At 53.9% G+C, this 14,873-nt stretch carries 12 protein-coding genes; 10 read left to right on the top strand and 2 right to left on the bottom strand.

Going from position 1 to position 14,873, the window contains the following annotated elements; genetic code table 11:
• The first annotated feature begins 7 nt into the window (after window positions 1-7).
• Window positions 8-2,113 carry a 4-alpha-glucanotransferase gene (malQ, locus tag K6K13_RS21765; RefSeq protein ID WP_222158811.1) on the top strand — a complete coding sequence of 702 codons (2,106 nt, stop codon included), beginning with the start codon at window positions 8-10 and terminating at the stop codon, window positions 2,111-2,113.
• Between the two features lie 52 nt (window positions 2,114-2,165).
• Here the strand turns inward: malQ and nfuA are convergent, their stop codons facing one another.
• Window positions 2,166-2,741: a Fe-S biogenesis protein NfuA gene (nfuA, locus tag K6K13_RS21760; RefSeq protein WP_222158810.1), complete on the bottom strand. Its 576-nt coding sequence runs from the start codon at window positions 2,739-2,741 to the stop codon at window positions 2,166-2,168.
• Window positions 2,742-2,847: 106 nt separating this feature from the next.
• Window positions 2,848-3,546, bottom strand: a complete 699-nt coding sequence (gene gntX / locus K6K13_RS21755) for a DNA utilization protein GntX (RefSeq protein ID WP_222158809.1) — start codon at window positions 3,544-3,546, stop codon at window positions 2,848-2,850.
• A gap of 46 nt (window positions 3,547-3,592) precedes the next feature.
• Between gntX and bioH the strand changes: the two genes are divergently transcribed.
• The 9 genes from bioH to K6K13_RS21710 all read left to right on the top strand — a co-directional run bounded on the left by bioH (window position 3,593) and on the right by K6K13_RS21710 (window position 14,639).
• Window positions 3,593-4,360: a pimeloyl-ACP methyl ester esterase BioH gene (gene bioH / locus K6K13_RS21750; RefSeq protein WP_222158808.1), complete on the top strand. Its 768-nt coding sequence runs from the start codon at window positions 3,593-3,595 to the stop codon at window positions 4,358-4,360.
• A 176-nt stretch (window positions 4,361-4,536) separates the two neighbouring features.
• Complete coding sequence (gene acrD / locus K6K13_RS21745; protein ID WP_222158807.1) at window positions 4,537-7,632, top strand: multidrug efflux RND transporter permease AcrD; 3,096 nt, start codon at window positions 4,537-4,539, stop codon at window positions 7,630-7,632.
• Window positions 7,633-8,205: 573 nt separating this feature from the next.
• Window positions 8,206-8,646 carry a hypothetical protein gene (locus K6K13_RS21740; RefSeq protein ID WP_222158806.1) on the top strand — a complete coding sequence of 147 codons (441 nt, stop codon included), beginning with the start codon at window positions 8,206-8,208 and terminating at the stop codon, window positions 8,644-8,646.
• Between the two features lie 120 nt (window positions 8,647-8,766).
• Window positions 8,767-10,512, top strand: a complete 1,746-nt coding sequence (locus K6K13_RS21735; protein WP_222158805.1) for an alkaline phosphatase — start codon at window positions 8,767-8,769, stop codon at window positions 10,510-10,512.
• A gap of 9 nt (window positions 10,513-10,521) precedes the next feature.
• On the top strand, window positions 10,522-11,010 hold the full coding sequence (locus K6K13_RS21730) for a hypothetical protein (RefSeq protein WP_252120376.1): 489 nt from the start codon (window positions 10,522-10,524) through the stop codon (window positions 11,008-11,010).
• Between the two features lie 8 nt (window positions 11,011-11,018).
• Window positions 11,019-11,708: an ABC transporter ATP-binding protein gene (locus tag K6K13_RS21725; protein WP_222158804.1), complete on the top strand. Its 690-nt coding sequence runs from the start codon at window positions 11,019-11,021 to the stop codon at window positions 11,706-11,708.
• Window positions 11,705-12,967 (top strand): FtsX-like permease family protein, encoded by a 1,263-nt coding sequence (locus tag K6K13_RS21720; protein WP_222158803.1) that lies wholly within the window; start codon window positions 11,705-11,707, stop codon window positions 12,965-12,967. The genes K6K13_RS21725 and K6K13_RS21720 overlap by 4 nt, the downstream gene beginning before the upstream one ends.
• Window positions 12,968-13,369: 402 nt before the next feature.
• Window positions 13,370-14,230, top strand: coding sequence for an omptin family outer membrane protease (locus K6K13_RS21715; protein WP_222158802.1), 861 nt, complete (start codon window positions 13,370-13,372; stop codon window positions 14,228-14,230).
• A gap of 181 nt (window positions 14,231-14,411) precedes the next feature.
• Complete coding sequence (locus K6K13_RS21710) at window positions 14,412-14,639, top strand: YdgH/BhsA/McbA-like domain containing protein (RefSeq protein WP_222158801.1); 228 nt, start codon at window positions 14,412-14,414, stop codon at window positions 14,637-14,639.
• Window positions 14,640-14,873: the final 234 nt, after the last annotated feature.

Here is a 14,873-nt window from a genome sequence, read left to right as displayed (position 1 = left end):
AAGGAAGATGTCATTCAAGGTAGATAACCCGAAGTTCGCTCCTGTCGGCGTTGCCGATACCTATACCGATGCATACGGTAAAACGCACCTTGTCGATATGGCGGTGAAAAAACAACTGCTGACCATGATGGCGACGAACGGGTGCGAAAAGGCACCGCTGCCCTCGGTTCGGGTTTTTCGTCAGGGCAAGGCGGCGCTGATTCCCCTCTCAGGTGACGGCGAGTTTGGTTGGACGCTGATGTATGAAAACGGGGGGCAGGTTCAGGGCAGCATCACGGGCGGCAGCGAACTGCTGCTGCCGGACGCTTTACCACTGGGGTACCACGAGCTGATATTGATGCGCGGTGAACAGCGCTGGACCTGCCGCGTGATTGTTGCGCCGCAGCGTGGCTATGAGCCGGAACCCTTAACCCAGGGGAAACGCTGGTGGGGCGTTAACGTGCAGCTTTATACGCTGCGCTCGCAGGATAATTGGGGGATTGGCGATTTCGGCGATCTGCGCCAACTGGTAGAGCAAGTGGCGCGGCGCGGCGGTGCTTTTATCGGCGTAAATCCCCTGCATGCGCTTTACCCTGCCGATCCTGAGGCCGCCAGTCCTTACAGTCCTTCTTCCCGCCACTGGCTGAACATCATTTATATCAACGTCAATCGTATTGATGATTTTCAACAGAGCAAAGAGGCGCAAGCCTGGTGGCGACGGGACGACACGCAGCGTCAACTCGCGGCACTGCGTGCCGGACGTTGGGTCGACTACAGCGGTGTGATGGCGCAAAAACTGGCTGCGCTACGCTTGGCCTACGACTATTTCAAGACGCGCAGCGTGCTCGATCCGCGCGTCAGTGCATGTCGCCAATTTGTGGTCAGCTGCGGACAAAGCCTGCAACGGCAAGCGACCTTTGATGCGTTGCAAACCTGGCTCAAACGTCAGGGCGAGAATTATGGCGATTGGCAGCAGTGGCCAACCTGTTATCACGATGTGCATGGCGACACGGTGAAAGCGTTTTGTCAGGAAAATGAGCACGAGATTGCGTTTTACTGCTGGCTGCAATGGGTGGCCAGTGAGCAACTGGCAGAGTGTTTCGCGCACAGTAAACAGCTCGGGATGCCTATTGGCCTATACCGGGACATGGCCGTGGGCGTGGCGCAGGGCGGAGCGGAAACCTGGGATGAGCGTCGGCTCTACTGCCTGGACGCTGCCATCGGTGCACCGCCCGACCCGCTAGGGCCGCAGGGGCAAAACTGGTCGCTGCCACCGATGAACCCGCACGTGATGCAGGCGCAGGGATATCAGCCGTTTATCGATGTGCTGCGCAGTAATATGGCGCACTGTGGCGCATTGCGTATCGACCACGTGATGGGTCTGCTGCGCCTGTGGTGGATACCCAAGGCTGAGCCCGCTACGCGCGGTGCCTATGTACATTACCCGCTGGATGATTTGCTGGCCGTCCTGGCGCTGGAGAGCCAACGTCAGCGCTGTCTGGTCGTGGGGGAAGATCTGGGGACGGTGCCGGCCGAAATTGTGGATAAACTGCGCGACAGCGGTGTTTATTCTTACAAGGTGCTGTTTTTTGAACAGGATGAGCACCATCACTTTCGGGCTCCGCTCGATTATCCGCGCCAATCGATGGCGACTATTACCACTCACGATCTGCCCACGTTACGCGGCTTTTGGCAAAACGTCGATTTGTCATTGGGCAAAGAGCTTGGCCTTTATCCTGATGAACGCACGTTGCAGCAACAGATTGAACAGCGTGATAACGCCAAGCAGGGCTTGCTCGACGCGCTGCATCAGTATCAGCTATTACCGCAGCGCGTGGGGCGCAATGCCGCGCTAACCGCGATGGGTACGCAACTGAGTCGTGGCGTGCAGCGTTACATGGCGGACAGCCGCAGTGCCTTGCTGGGGCTGCAACTCGAAGATTGGTTGGACATGGCGACACCGGTCAATATTCCCGGCACCACGCGCGAATATCCCAATTGGCGGCGCAAGCTGAGCAGAACGGTGACATCCATATTCAGCGATCGTCATCTGGAACGCTTGATTCGCGATCTCGATCTACGACGTGGTTTGGCGTTGCCGCCTGAAACGGCGAGTGGGGCTAGTGAGCGTTGATAGACTAAGAAGTACTCCCCACGGGGACGTGGGGAGTAGGGCGATCGGTGGATCAATAGTATGAATGTTCGCCGCGCTGGTGTTCCGTTAAATCGCGCACACCTTTCAGCTCAGGGAATTTTTCTAACAGTTCTTTCTCGATCCCTTCTTTCAGCGTGTAATCGACCATTGAACAGCCGTTGCAACCGCCGCCGAATTGCAGGATAGCCAAGCCATCATCGGTGATTTCCATCAGCGTTACGCGGCCACCGTGCCCGGCCAACTGGGGGTTGATCTGGGATTGCAGCACATATTCCACGCGTTCCATCAACGGCGCATTGTCACCCACTTTGCGCATTTTTGCGTTGGGTGCTTTCAGCGTCAGTTGAGAACCTAACTGATCGGTAACGAAGTCGATTTCAGCATCTTCCAGGTACGGTGCGCTTAGTTCATCCACGTAGGCAGAAAGCTTCTCGAACTTCAGTTCAGTGTCGGAGGCTTCCACCGCATCCGGCGGACAATAGGAAACGCCACACTCAGCGTTGGGTGTGCCCGGATTGATAACGAAGACGCGAATTTGCGTGCCTTCTTCTTGTTTTACCAGCAGTTTGACAAAGTGGTCTTGTGCAGAGTCGGTAATACGGATCATAGTGGGTTAACTCAATTGTTGACTACGCTTATCGGTCATAATACGCCCATCGTGGCGTTAACTCCAATTCATTCACGGTAAATGCCATTTATGGCAACAAAGGCGTTCACGCATCGAGCAGCGTGCGACACAGGCACCACACCTGAATATGCACGGCACCCTGCGCCAGTAACACGCGGCAGATCTCCGTCATCGTATTGCCGGTAGTCACTACGTCATCCACTAGCGCAACCCGCAGTCCGGAGAGATCCTGGTCGCAGGAAAACGCACGACGCAGGTTGTAGCGCCGCTTAGAGGCGCACAGGTGCTGTTGCAGCGGCGTATGCCGCACACGCGTGAGCGCGTGAGGATGATAGCGGCAGCGTAACCAACGCGCTAAATGCTGCGCCATCAACTCGGTTTGATTGAAGCCGCGCCGCCAGCGCTGACGGCGGTGCAGCGGTACGGTGAGCAGCACATCGGGTTTCTTAACCTGTTCTGGAGCAAGGCGATATGCGTTAAGCCAGCGCAGTAACATCTGTCGTGCGAGTACTTGTCCGAGTTCGATACGCCCGCGGAATTTGAACTGTTTCAATAGCGTAGTGAATGGCGGACGGTAATCGGAGACAAAAACCAGACTGTGCCAGCGTGGCGGGCGATACAGGCAGCGGCCGCACGGCAACGTGGCATTGCCCGCAGGTAACCCGCAGCGCGGGCAGCATACGGGTGGCGCGGGAAGATGACGCTGACAGTAGCAGCAAATACCGTGGTGATAATGATAAAGCGGCTGTTGGCATAGCCAGCAGCTAGCACTGATGGTTAACATAGTAGCCTCGCAACAAAATATCGAACGACTAGCAGGAAGATAATCGATGACAACGCTCTACTGGCACACCGAAGGGGAAGGGAAACGCGATCTTGTGCTACTGCACGGATGGGGGTTGAACGCGCAGGTATGGCAGGGCATTGCAGCGCGATTGGCTCCGCATTTTCGGCTGCACTGTGTGGATCTCCCTGGTTATGGCCGCAGCGGGGGATATGGGGCGTTATCGCTTGCTGATATGGCTGACATCGTGCTGGCACAGGCTCCCGAGCAGGCTGTCTGGTTGGGATGGTCGCTGGGCGGACTGGTTGCCAGTCAGGCGGCACTCAGTGAGCCTGCGCGTGTCAGTGCTTTGGTCACGGTCGCGTCCTCCCCCTGTTTCAGCGCCCACGAGGCGTGGCCCGGCATTAAACCTACGGTGTTGCAGGGTTTTCAGCAGCAGCTTAGCGAAGATTTTCAGCGCACCGTCGAGCGTTTCCTGGCATTACAAACCCTGGGCACAGGCAGCGCGCGTCAGGATGCGCGTCTGCTAAAAAGTGTGGTGCTGGAGCAGCCGATGCCGAGCATTGAGGTGCTTGAGGGGGGCTTGGACATCTTGCGCCAGACCGACTTGCGCGAGGCGATGGCGTCGTTGACGTTGCCGATGCTGCGTATTTACGGGGCGCTGGACGGGCTGGTACCGCGTAAAGTGGCGAGTCTGCTTGATGAACGCTGGCCCGATACTGACTCGGTGGTGATGGCGCAGGCGGCGCATGCACCGTTTATTTCCCACCCGGACACCTTTGCCGAAAAGGTTTGTTCGTTTGCTGGCGTCTAACGCGTTGTTGAGTGAAGGCTCAAAAAATGTGTCACCAACGTTAATTTACATATTCTCCTCATTTTCTCCACGATGTTGCGCGTAGTGGCAGGGTAAAGTAGTGCGTTATTTAAGATACCTATAAATAATCAACAATATGCGCCACGTATAAAATAGTCTGAAGGAGCGTTGTTTCGATGGCGAATTTTTTTATTGATCGCCCGATCTTTGCCTGGGTACTGGCCATCCTGCTGAGTCTGGGTGGCATGATGGCGATCGCCTCGTTGGCGGTTGAGCAATATCCCGATTTGGCACCGCCCAATGTGCGTATCACCGCTTCCTATCCGGGCGCTTCTGCGCAGACGATGGAAAACACCGTGACGCAGATTATCGAGCAGAGCATGACCGGGCTCGATCACCTGATGTACATGTCATCGCAAAGCAGCTCCGGTCAGACGCGCATTACCTTAAGTTTTGATGCGGGTACCGATCCGGATAACGCGCGTCAGCAGGTGCAGAACCAGTTGCAATCGGCGATGCGAAAATTGCCGCAGGATGTGCAACAACAAGGGGTTACCGTTAACAAGACGGGTGACACCAATATCTTGATGATTGCATTCGTTTCGACCGACGGCAGCATGGAGAAACAGGATATCTCCGACTATGTCGCCAGTAACGTGCAGGAACCGCTTAGCCGCATCAACGGGGTGGGCAGCGTCGATATTTTTGGTTCGCAGTATGCCATGCGCATCTGGCTCGATCCGTCCAAACTCAAATCCTTTTCCCTGACGGCCAGCGATGTGGTGAGCGCCATTCAATCGCAAAACAGTCAGGTGTCAGTCGGTCAGGTAGGCGGCACGCCATCTGTAGACTATCAGTCACTAAATGCCACGGTAAACGCGCGCTCACTGTTGCAAACGCCCGAACAGTTCCGTGCCATTACCCTGCGTGTGAACCAGGATGGCTCTGCGGTGACGTTGGGTGACGTGGCGAAAATTGAACAGGGTGCAGAAAACTATGACTCGCTGAGCCGCTTTAACGGCCAGTCTGCCTCCGGGCTTGGCATCAAGTTGGCGTCCGGGGCCAATGAAATTGAAACCGATAAGCTGGTGCGTGCACGGTTGGCCGAGCTGGCTCCGTTTTTCCCGCACGGGCTGGAAGCGAAAATCGCGTTCGAGACCTCCCCCTTTGTAAAGGCTTCGATTGAGGATGTGGTCAAAACGCTGCTGGAAGCGGTACTGCTGGTGTTTTTGGTGATGTACCTGTTCTTGCAAAATTTCCGCGCTACGCTCATCCCCACTATCGCCGTTCCCGTGGTGCTGCTGGGGACGTTTGCCGTGCTCTATGCCTTTGGCTTTAGCCTCAATACGTTGACCATGTTTGCAATGGTGCTTGCCATCGGGCTGCTGGTGGATGATGCCATCGTGGTGGTGGAAAACGTTGAGCGCGTAATGAGTGAGGAAGGGCTGAGCCCCAGAGCTGCGACGCGCAAATCGATGCAACAGGTGCAAAGCGCATTGGTGGGTATTGCGCTGGTGCTCTCTGCGGTGTTTGTTCCCATGGCGTTTTTTGGTGGCACGACCGGTGCTATTTACCGCCAGTTCTCCATTACCATCGTTTCAGCGATGGTGCTGTCGGTGTTGGTGGCGTTGATTTTAACCCCCGCACTGTGCGCCACGCTGCTGAAACCGCTGGCGAAAGGTGAACACCATGGCAAACGCGGCTTCTTTGGCTGGTTTAACCGTCAGTTTAATCAGCTCTCTGAACGTTACGAGCACGGTGTTGGCAAGATCGTGGTCAAAAGTGGCCGCTGGTTTGTACTTTACCTCGCGATTATTGGCGTGATGGCGTTCCTGTTTCGCACCTTGCCTACCTCGTTTTTACCGCAGGAGGATCGCGGCGTCTTTATGACGCAGATCCAGCTACCGCCCGGCTCGACACAGCAGCAAACGCTGAAAGTGGTCGAAAAGGTGGAAGCCTATTACATGACGCAAGAAAAAGAGAACGTGGTGTCGGTGTTTACCGCTGTCGGTAACGGCCAGAACGTGGCACAACTGTTTGTGCGTCTGAAAGATTGGGATGAACGTCCCGGTGCACAAAACAGCGCAGGTGCCATCGTTGAACGGGCAACGCGAGCCTTTCGCCGTATCAATGAGGCGCGGGTTTTCGCCAGCACACCACCGGCGATTTCCGGTTTGGGTAACGCATCCGGGTTTGATATGGAATTGCAGGATCGCGCAGGGTTAGGGCATGACGCCTTAATGGCGGCGCGTGACACGCTGCTGGCGCAGGCGGCGGGGGACGCGCGTTTGACCCGGGTTCGCCACAATGGTCTGGACGACAGTCCGCAAATGCAAATCACCATCGATCAGCGCAAGGCAGAATCGTTGGGGGTTTCCATCAGCAACATCAACAGCACGCTGAAGATTGGCTGGGGTTCCACTTACGTGAACGATTTTATCGATCGTGGACGGGTGAAAAAGGTGTATGTGCAGGCGGCCGCGCCCTACCGTATGCTGCCAGACGATCTCAACAAATGGTATGTGCGCAACGACAGCGGGGGCATGGTGCCGTTCTCCGCCTTTGCGCAAACCTCGTGGATGACTGGCTCGCCGCGTCTGGAACGCTATAACGGTTTTTCCGCGTTGGAGATCCTTGGGGAATCTGCGCCGGGCGTCAGCACCGGTACGGCCATGGATGTGATGGAACAACTGGTAGCCAAGTTGCCAGACGGGTTTGGGCTGGAATGGACCGGCATGTCGTTGCAAGAGCGCATGACCGGGGCGCAGGCTCCGGCGCTTTATGCCATCTCCCTGTTGGTGGTGTTCTTGTGTCTGGCGGCGCTGTATGAAAGCTGGTCCGTGCCGTTCTCTGTGATGCTGGTGGTGCCGCTGGGCGTACTGGGCGCATTAATCGCAACTTGGGCGCGCGGGCTGGAAAACGATGTTTATTTTCAGGTCGGCCTGCTGACAGTGATCGGGCTCTCAGCCAAAAACGCCATATTGATTGTAGAGTTTGCCAACGATATGAACCACAAAGGCGTGGATATCGTTAAAGCCACGCTGGAAGCCTCCCGCCAACGCTTGCGCCCTATCCTGATGACGTCACTGGCCTTTGTTTTTGGTGTGTTGCCGATGGCAACCAGCACCGGTGCGGGCTCAGCCAGCCAGCACGCGGTGGGCACCGGCGTGATTGGCGGCATGGTAGCTGCCACCGTGCTGGCGATTTTCTTTGTTCCCCTGTTCTTCGTCGTAGTACGACGCCGCTTCCCATTGAGAGAGAAAACGGAGTAGTGCTTATTGGTCTCTCTTTCCTTATCCCCGTGGGAGTCACGGGGATTTTTTTCCTCGCTATAAACTAACGCGTTACGCTATATCACTCCCACCTGATTATGTGAGGTAGTCTGCGTGATATTATTAGCGATCAAATGATAATGATTGCTATTCATATTTAATGCTTAATTATCTGTATTTATGAGCATAACCTGTTGAATTGAGACACGAACCGGTTTTTTGATAGCCGCCTGCCGTTATTAAAGGTAAAAATGCGCCGAATTGTAAATTAACGTAAGTATTACGTTTGTTTTGCGTAGGCCTCTTTCCCTTATCTGCCTGTTTTCGTTCGGTATATGCTCTGCTGTAAGCCACGCAGAGCGCATGACGCCAGCCGTTCGGGCATTGATTGAACACATAAGATGAGTGGCAAGCACCAAGTGAAGATCTCTGGTTTTATGGGGAAGATGGTCCTGGTGGCATAGTCTGGGTCTACGCAAGCGGATACGCAGACTGGGCCTGCTCAATGCTTTTTCGCTAACGGCCGTTGCGAGTCGTTAGCGGCCAATATGATTATTTTTTCAAGGATGGTTTATGAGAGTGCTGATTTTTTTGATGATTGGCTTTACGTTGTCAGGATGCGCAATAAAGTTCGGCGATGTTAAAAAGGGCGGTGCTATAGAGTACTTTGAAACGCATTATACGACAAAAATGAGAGGCTCAATGCCGGGTGGCGCTGTACTTCTGACCATGGATACTTATCTTTCACCAATGGTTGTTCAGTATTGTTCATTACGCCAGGGTGAGATTGTTTCAGTATGGTGTGTTGATAAAAACAAATACCCTTTATTTAAAGTCAAATACAGCGGCCCTAGTGATGTGCCGTTGATGGTGAATGGAAAAATAACCATGTTTTCGCCCTATCCGTTGCTGGAAATTATTGAAAGGAATAACACTATTTCCGATCAAGCGTGGCTGGATTCAGCGAAAACGCGTTGGGGATTCTCTCCCGATACGTTAACGGAAGTGCGCTAACCGCGTCGCAGTGAATGGTGATGGACACACAAATATCACCATTCCTGTCAACATTCATCAAACTGTAAAAAAAGGTAACTAGGTTATGTCCTGATTATATTATCGCTCAAGGACATGACCATGAACGCTCGTTGGCTACTGCCGTTGCTGTTTGCTTCCACCCTGCCGGGGTTCGCGCAGGCTCAAGCGATTTACCCTATCGACCGCGCCACCATGCTGGCAGGCGGTAAATTTGATTTCAAAGTCGAGTTTTACGCTGTACTGAAACCCGCGGATGTTCGCATTCTGATCAACGGCAAGGATTACCAGCAGGTACTGGGTAAATCCGCTACCTTTGTTGAGCGCGAAGATGGGCAGGATGTCTCTGCCGTGTGGATCCGCGATGTGTTCCTGCCACAAGCAGGCAAGTATGACGTGGAAGTGCAGGCTAATGGCAAAACGTCGAAAGTGACCTGGGAGGTTTACCCCAGTGCTGAAAAACGTAAAGCGAAGAACGTCATTCTGTTTATCGGCGATGGCCTCTCTGTAGCGCACCGCACTGGCGCGCGTATCCTTTCCAAAGGTGTGACCGAAGGGAAAGCCGATGGTCGTCTGGCGATTGACGATCTGCAATACATGGCGTTTGCCGGTACCTCCAGTACTGACTCTATCGCGGCAGACAGCGCCAACACCATGAGCGCCTACATGACGGGGCACAAATCCGGCGTGAATGCGCTGGGTGTTTACGTGAGCCGCAGCAAGAATTCGCTGGAGCACCCGAAACAGGAAACGCTGGGTGAGCTTATCACCCGCTCTTCCAAGATGTCGGTTGGTGTGGTTAGCGACGCTGAACTGGAAGATGCCACGCCAGCGGCGGTGGTGTCTCACACCCGCCGTCGCGCTGATAAAGCGGAAATCGTTGAGATGTTCTACAACGTGAAACCGACGGTTATGCTGGGTGGCGGTTCTGCCTACTTCCTGCCGAAGAGCACTGCTGGCTCTAAACGTAAGGATGACACCAACTACGTTGAGAAATTCCAGCAAGCCGGCTATACGCTGGTCACTGACGCAGACGGGCTGAAGAAGAATGCTGAGCAGGCCACCAAACTGCTGGGGCTGTTCCACACCGGCAATATGGACGGTGTGCTGGATCGCCGTTTCCTGAAAAATGACGTGACCAAGAAATTCCCCAATCAGCCGGATCTGACTGACATGACGCAGGCAGCGCTGGACGTGCTGTCGAAAAACAAAGAGGGCTTCTTCCTGATGGTGGAATCGGCGCTGATCGACAAAGCCTCTCACCCGCTGGATTGGGAACGCGCCTTTACCAACACCATCATGCTGGATCAGTCAGTGGCAATCGCCAAGAAATTTGCTGAGAAAAATCCGGATACGCTGATCATCGTCACCGGTGACCATACGCACGGCTTGTCGATTATTGGTACGGTGGATGATGATAAACCGGGTACCGAGATGCGTGAAAAAGTGGGCGTGTATGAAGATGCGGGCTTCCCGAACTACAAAGATGCCAACAAAGACGGCTACCCGGATGACATCAATGTCTCCAAACGGTTAGCGGTGTTCTTCAACAACTATCCCGATTACTACGAAACCTTCCGTCCGAAACTGGACAATCAGTTCGTTCCAGCCATCAAGAACGAAAAAGACCAGTATGTGGCGAACAAGGCCTATGAAAACGTCCCAGGTGCGGTGTTCCGTGAAGGCATTCTGCCGCGTTCTTCGGATACCGGTGTTCACGCCGTGGATGACATGGTGATTCAGGCCAGTGGCCCTGGCGGTGAAAAGATTCGCGGGTACATGGAAAACACCGAGCTGTTCCGCGTGATGGTTGATGCGCTGGCGCTGAAACCACAAGCCACCAAGTAACGCGCTGTAATGAAGAGCCTTACTTTACGTCCGGCGGGGGAGACCCCGCCGTTATTCTTCTCGGCGCTGTGGCGCATGGTCGGCGTCGGCGTATTGGTGCTTAGCCTGATCGGCACCGCGCGTGCCGCATTGCCCACACTCTCTTTCGATAAACTCTATGCCTCGTATGGCGTGCTGGGGTTGGAATTTTCCGATGAGGTAAAACAACTCTCGGGAAAACGCGTCAAAATGCGCGGCTTTATGGCCCCACCGCTCAAGGCTGAATCCCAATTCTTTGTCTTGACCAAAATGCCGATGGCACTCTGCCCGTTCTGCTCTTCCGACGCCGACTGGCCGGAGGATATCGTGGTGGTCTATCTGTCAAAACGGCAAACCTTTGTACAGAACAACACCATTATCGACGTGGAAGGCGTGCTGGAGTTTGGCTCATGGACGGACCCGGAAACCGGATTTGTCAGCCTGTTACGCCTGCGCGATGCCCGCTTTGATACGCCTTAGGAGCCGCTGTGGCTGATTTGCATATTGAAAATTTAACGGTCTCTTTTCCTGATATGCCCAGCGCCGTGCTGGACATCGCCCAATTGCAGATTGCTGCGGGAAGCTGCGTGGCGGTAATGGGGCCATCAGGCTCGGGTAAAACCACGTTAGTCAATGCTATTACTGGTATGGAGTGTGAGGGCTCTGGCCGTGTACGTTGGGGCGATCAGGATATCCGCCAATTGTCAGAAGCCGAGCGCGATCGCTGGCGGGCCCGCCATGTTGGTCTGATTATGCAAGATTTTCATTTATTTCCCGGCCTTGATGCGCTGGAGAACGTACTGCTGCCAGCGCGTTTTCACCATTGGCGTCTGCCGGCGTCATTGGTGGCGCGGGGGAACATGTTGCTGGAGCGCGTCGGCGTGAACACCGGTAATCGACCGATTGAAGTGCTATCGCGCGGTGAGAAACAGCGTGTGGCCGTAGCGCGTGCTCTTTTGGCGACGCCGGAAATTATCGTTGCCGATGAGCCTACGGCCAGTCTGGATGCCCACAACGGTGAGCAGATCGCCGATCTCCTTGTCACGTTGGCTTGGGAACAGCGCAGTACGCTGATTGCCATTACACACGACAAACGGCTGGCTGCATTGATGTCGCGCCGTATTCAGTTGGAAAAAGGACAGCAAGTGGCGGATGACTCTCAGGAGGTGCAGGGATGATCCCATGGCGTTTGATTATCGCGGACTGGCGTCGACTGTGGCCGGGCGTAGTGGTGGTGGTGATACTGATTGCGTTGGCGACCGCGCTGAGCATTTCTATGAGTTTACAGGAGCGTGCTCTGCGCATGGGCAGCGCCAAGGCGGCGGATCGTTTCGATTTGGTGATTGGTGCTCCGGGGAGCGAAACGCAGCTGGTGCTCTCGTCAGTCTTTCTCCAGCCCTCTGCATTGACGCTGATTCCGGCGCAGGTGCTGGATGAGGTACAGAAAAATCCGCTGGTGGCCTGGGCGGCACCGGTGGCGTTTGGTGATTTCTTTCAAGGTATGCCGATCGTGGGGACTAACGCGGCATTGGTGACGGAGGGGGGGAAACGCCCGTTACTGGCCGGTCGGGTGTTTAACGATGGATTTGAAGCCGTAGTGGGCGCAGGGACCGGACTGTCAGTTGGCAGTACCTTTAGTCCGGTGCACGGTCAGGTTGGGGAAGAGGGAGCCCATGCCCATGCAGAAGTGCGCTATACCGTGGTTGGTGTGCTGCCCGCCGACGGCAGCGCCTGGGATAAAGCCATTCTGGTGCCGGTCAACGCGGTGTGGCGTGTGCACGGCATCCATGCACCCGGCGATCATGACGATGAGCACGAGCATCATGATGATGAGGGGCATGAGCATGCCGAGGGTGATACGCATGAACACCATGATGACAGTGAAGCACATCACCATGAGGCGGGGGTTCCGGCCATCGTAGTAAAACCCTTAAGCATTGCAGGCGCTTACCAACTGCGCTCACTTTATCGCAGCACGGCGACGCAGGCGGTATTCCCAGGAGAGGTGCTGGTGAAGCTCTATTCCATCCTCGGTGATATTCGTGCGTTGTTGATGTATATCGCGATGGGTACACAAGGATTGGTGGGGATGGCGGTGGCGCTGGTGGCGGTGATGCATTTACGCCAACGTCAGAAGCAAATCGGTGCGTTACGTGCTTTCGGCGCGCCGCGCACCGGTATTTTCCTGCTGATCTGGAGCGGATTGATGTCACTGGTATTTGCCGGTGTGGCGATCGGTGTGGGGTTGGGCTATGTCGCTGCTCAGGCTGTGGCGATCATCATGAGCGAAAAGAGCGGTTTTGTCTTGCCCATTGCGCTGGGTGAAGACGATCTGTGGTTCGTATTGCTACTGCTGGCCGTGGCTGCGGTGGTGCTGACGCTTCCTGCCGTGCTCTCCTATCGACAGTCTCCTGCGGCGGCATTACGCGGGGAATAATGGATATATGCTCTACATAATTCGAGTTTCAGGAAGGCGGTAAGCGAGGGACAACGTTGTCTGGAGCAGATTTGAACGCCGCATGAGGTGGCCTCGTAAGAGGTGAGGCCCAGGGATGGGCCGAATAACGAACGCCGCCAACGCGTCTGCAACTTGAAATACGATAGGTATAGCAAGGGGTCGTTTGGCCTCTTGTTATGATCTGACAATATGTTTTCTCTGCGATGACCAATGATTGAATAAGGTGATAGTGCCTTGTTTTAGTAAATCATTTTCTGAATGCATTCCCTCTCATCTCACCGTTATATTCAGATTCCATTAATGACGTTAATATTTGGCCTCTGCATTCTTATTAATTGTCCAATAAAATACTGTTATTAATTAGGTTTTTTCTGTTTTTTTATGCGGATGCTGTTTCCTATAAAAATCATTTACGCAATCATTAAGGAATTGTTCATGCAGCAACGATACGTAATTCTCTGCTGTGTTGCCGGGGTGATGACGCTATTTTTAGCTCAGGCCGAAAACACCGTTACCACCGCAACAACCAGTGGGGCGTTGGGATGGATAGAGGGAAAATCACACGAAAATGTTTACATGGAAAATGGCGATAAACTCAGTCAGCGGGATTGGAAAATAAAGCAAACGCCGATCGTGACAATGGCGGTTAATTGGGATATGTCTCCATATATCACATTAATTGCTCATGGCTGGACAACGCTCGCTGAGCGAAGTGCAATAATGGATGACTATGATTGGCTCTATGACGATCAAACGCACTGGAGTGAATGGTCTCATCATCTCAATAGTCGCCTGAACCACGCCAATGCGTTTGATATAGAGGCTCAGGGTTGGGTTGTGAGCCAGCCTTTTTATCGGCTGGGAGGGATTGCAGGTTATCAACAGACGCGTTTTAGCTGGACGGCGCTGGGGGGGCTTTATCAGTATGATAATGATGAGCACTATTCTCGCCAACTGACCTTTCGCGATGAAGGTAATGATGGGCGTTATTATTCCGTGTTGGTGGATATTGGCTATTATCTGGCATCTTGCGCCAAGGTATTTACCGCGCTGAGTTGGAATAAATATGATGAGAGCCGGGGACGGACGCAAATTACCGATCAGATTTCCGGGGAACAGGGATATATTGGCGGCCACGCGTTGGGTATTGCCAACGGGTATTATAGGGTGACAGCAGGCCTGACCTACCATTTTTACTCATCACCAAGGGTTACCCGCGGGGTTGGTATCGTAGTGGGGTAGCCAGGCATCATCCGCAGACAGCATCAGAAGAACAAATCGAAATCAGTAATGATATTTGTTCAAAAAAATTGACTTACCACAGCAAATCACTTAGCTATCCATTACCGAGCAGTGGCGCTATTCTTCTCTCCATCGAAAGCACTTCGCTTTCAACCTAACCACAGAGATAAGGATTAGCATCATGAAAAACATCAAAACTTTTGCAGCAGTATTGGCCCTGACTTCTCTCTCTTTCGGCACCTTCGCCGCAGAGCAGATCGGTACCGTTTCCGTCAGTGGCGCTAAAACGCTGAGCGGTTTCGAATCGCAAGTTGCCGCTAAAGCACAGGCAGCAGGTGCCTCTTCTTACCGTATCGTTTCTGCTACCGGTGACAACCAACTGCGCGGCACGGCAGTTCTGTATAAATAAGTGAAGTCCAGCAAACGTTACAAGGGGAGCCAATGGCTCCCTTTGCTTATCCCGTCATACTTCAAGTGACATGTGCGTTGGCTACACGCATTCACACGAATCACTTACCTAAGTAAGCGCATCGGGGTGAATGCATCTCATCCCTGAGATTCACCCTTCGGGCCAGCGCAAGCGCTGTTCAAATTTGCTCAAGACAAATTTGCCCCTCGCTTGACGCCTTCCTATAACTCGAAG

This window comes from Symbiopectobacterium purcellii (assembly GCF_019797845.1).
GTDB classification, from domain to species: Bacteria; Pseudomonadota; Gammaproteobacteria; order Enterobacterales; family Enterobacteriaceae; genus Symbiopectobacterium; species Symbiopectobacterium purcellii.
Note: the sequence above shows the minus strand (reverse complement) of the source record. Positions and strands in the feature narration are given on the sequence as shown.

Coding starts and splice junctions, on each gene's coding strand:
- K6K13_RS21735 (WP_222158805.1), top strand. CDS start 8,767: ATGAACGCTCGTTGGCTACTGCCGTTGCTGTTTGCTTCCACCCTGCCG.
- nfuA (WP_222158810.1), bottom strand. CDS start 2,741: ATGATCCGTATTACCGACTCTGCACAAGACCACTTTGTCAAACTGCTG.
- K6K13_RS21715 (WP_222158802.1), top strand. CDS start 13,370: ATGCGGATGCTGTTTCCTATAAAAATCATTTACGCAATCATTAAGGAA.
- K6K13_RS21740 (WP_222158806.1), top strand. CDS start 8,206: ATGAGAGTGCTGATTTTTTTGATGATTGGCTTTACGTTGTCAGGATGC.
- K6K13_RS21730 (WP_252120376.1), top strand. CDS start 10,522: ATGAAGAGCCTTACTTTACGTCCGGCGGGGGAGACCCCGCCGTTATTC.
- bioH (WP_222158808.1), top strand. CDS start 3,593: ATGACAACGCTCTACTGGCACACCGAAGGGGAAGGGAAACGCGATCTT.
- K6K13_RS21710 (WP_222158801.1), top strand. CDS start 14,412: ATGAAAAACATCAAAACTTTTGCAGCAGTATTGGCCCTGACTTCTCTC.
- malQ (WP_222158811.1), top strand. CDS start 8: ATGTCATTCAAGGTAGATAACCCGAAGTTCGCTCCTGTCGGCGTTGCC.
- gntX (WP_222158809.1), bottom strand. CDS start 3,546: ATGTTAACCATCAGTGCTAGCTGCTGGCTATGCCAACAGCCGCTTTAT.
- K6K13_RS21720 (WP_222158803.1), top strand. CDS start 11,705: ATGATCCCATGGCGTTTGATTATCGCGGACTGGCGTCGACTGTGGCCG.
- acrD (WP_222158807.1), top strand. CDS start 4,537: ATGGCGAATTTTTTTATTGATCGCCCGATCTTTGCCTGGGTACTGGCC.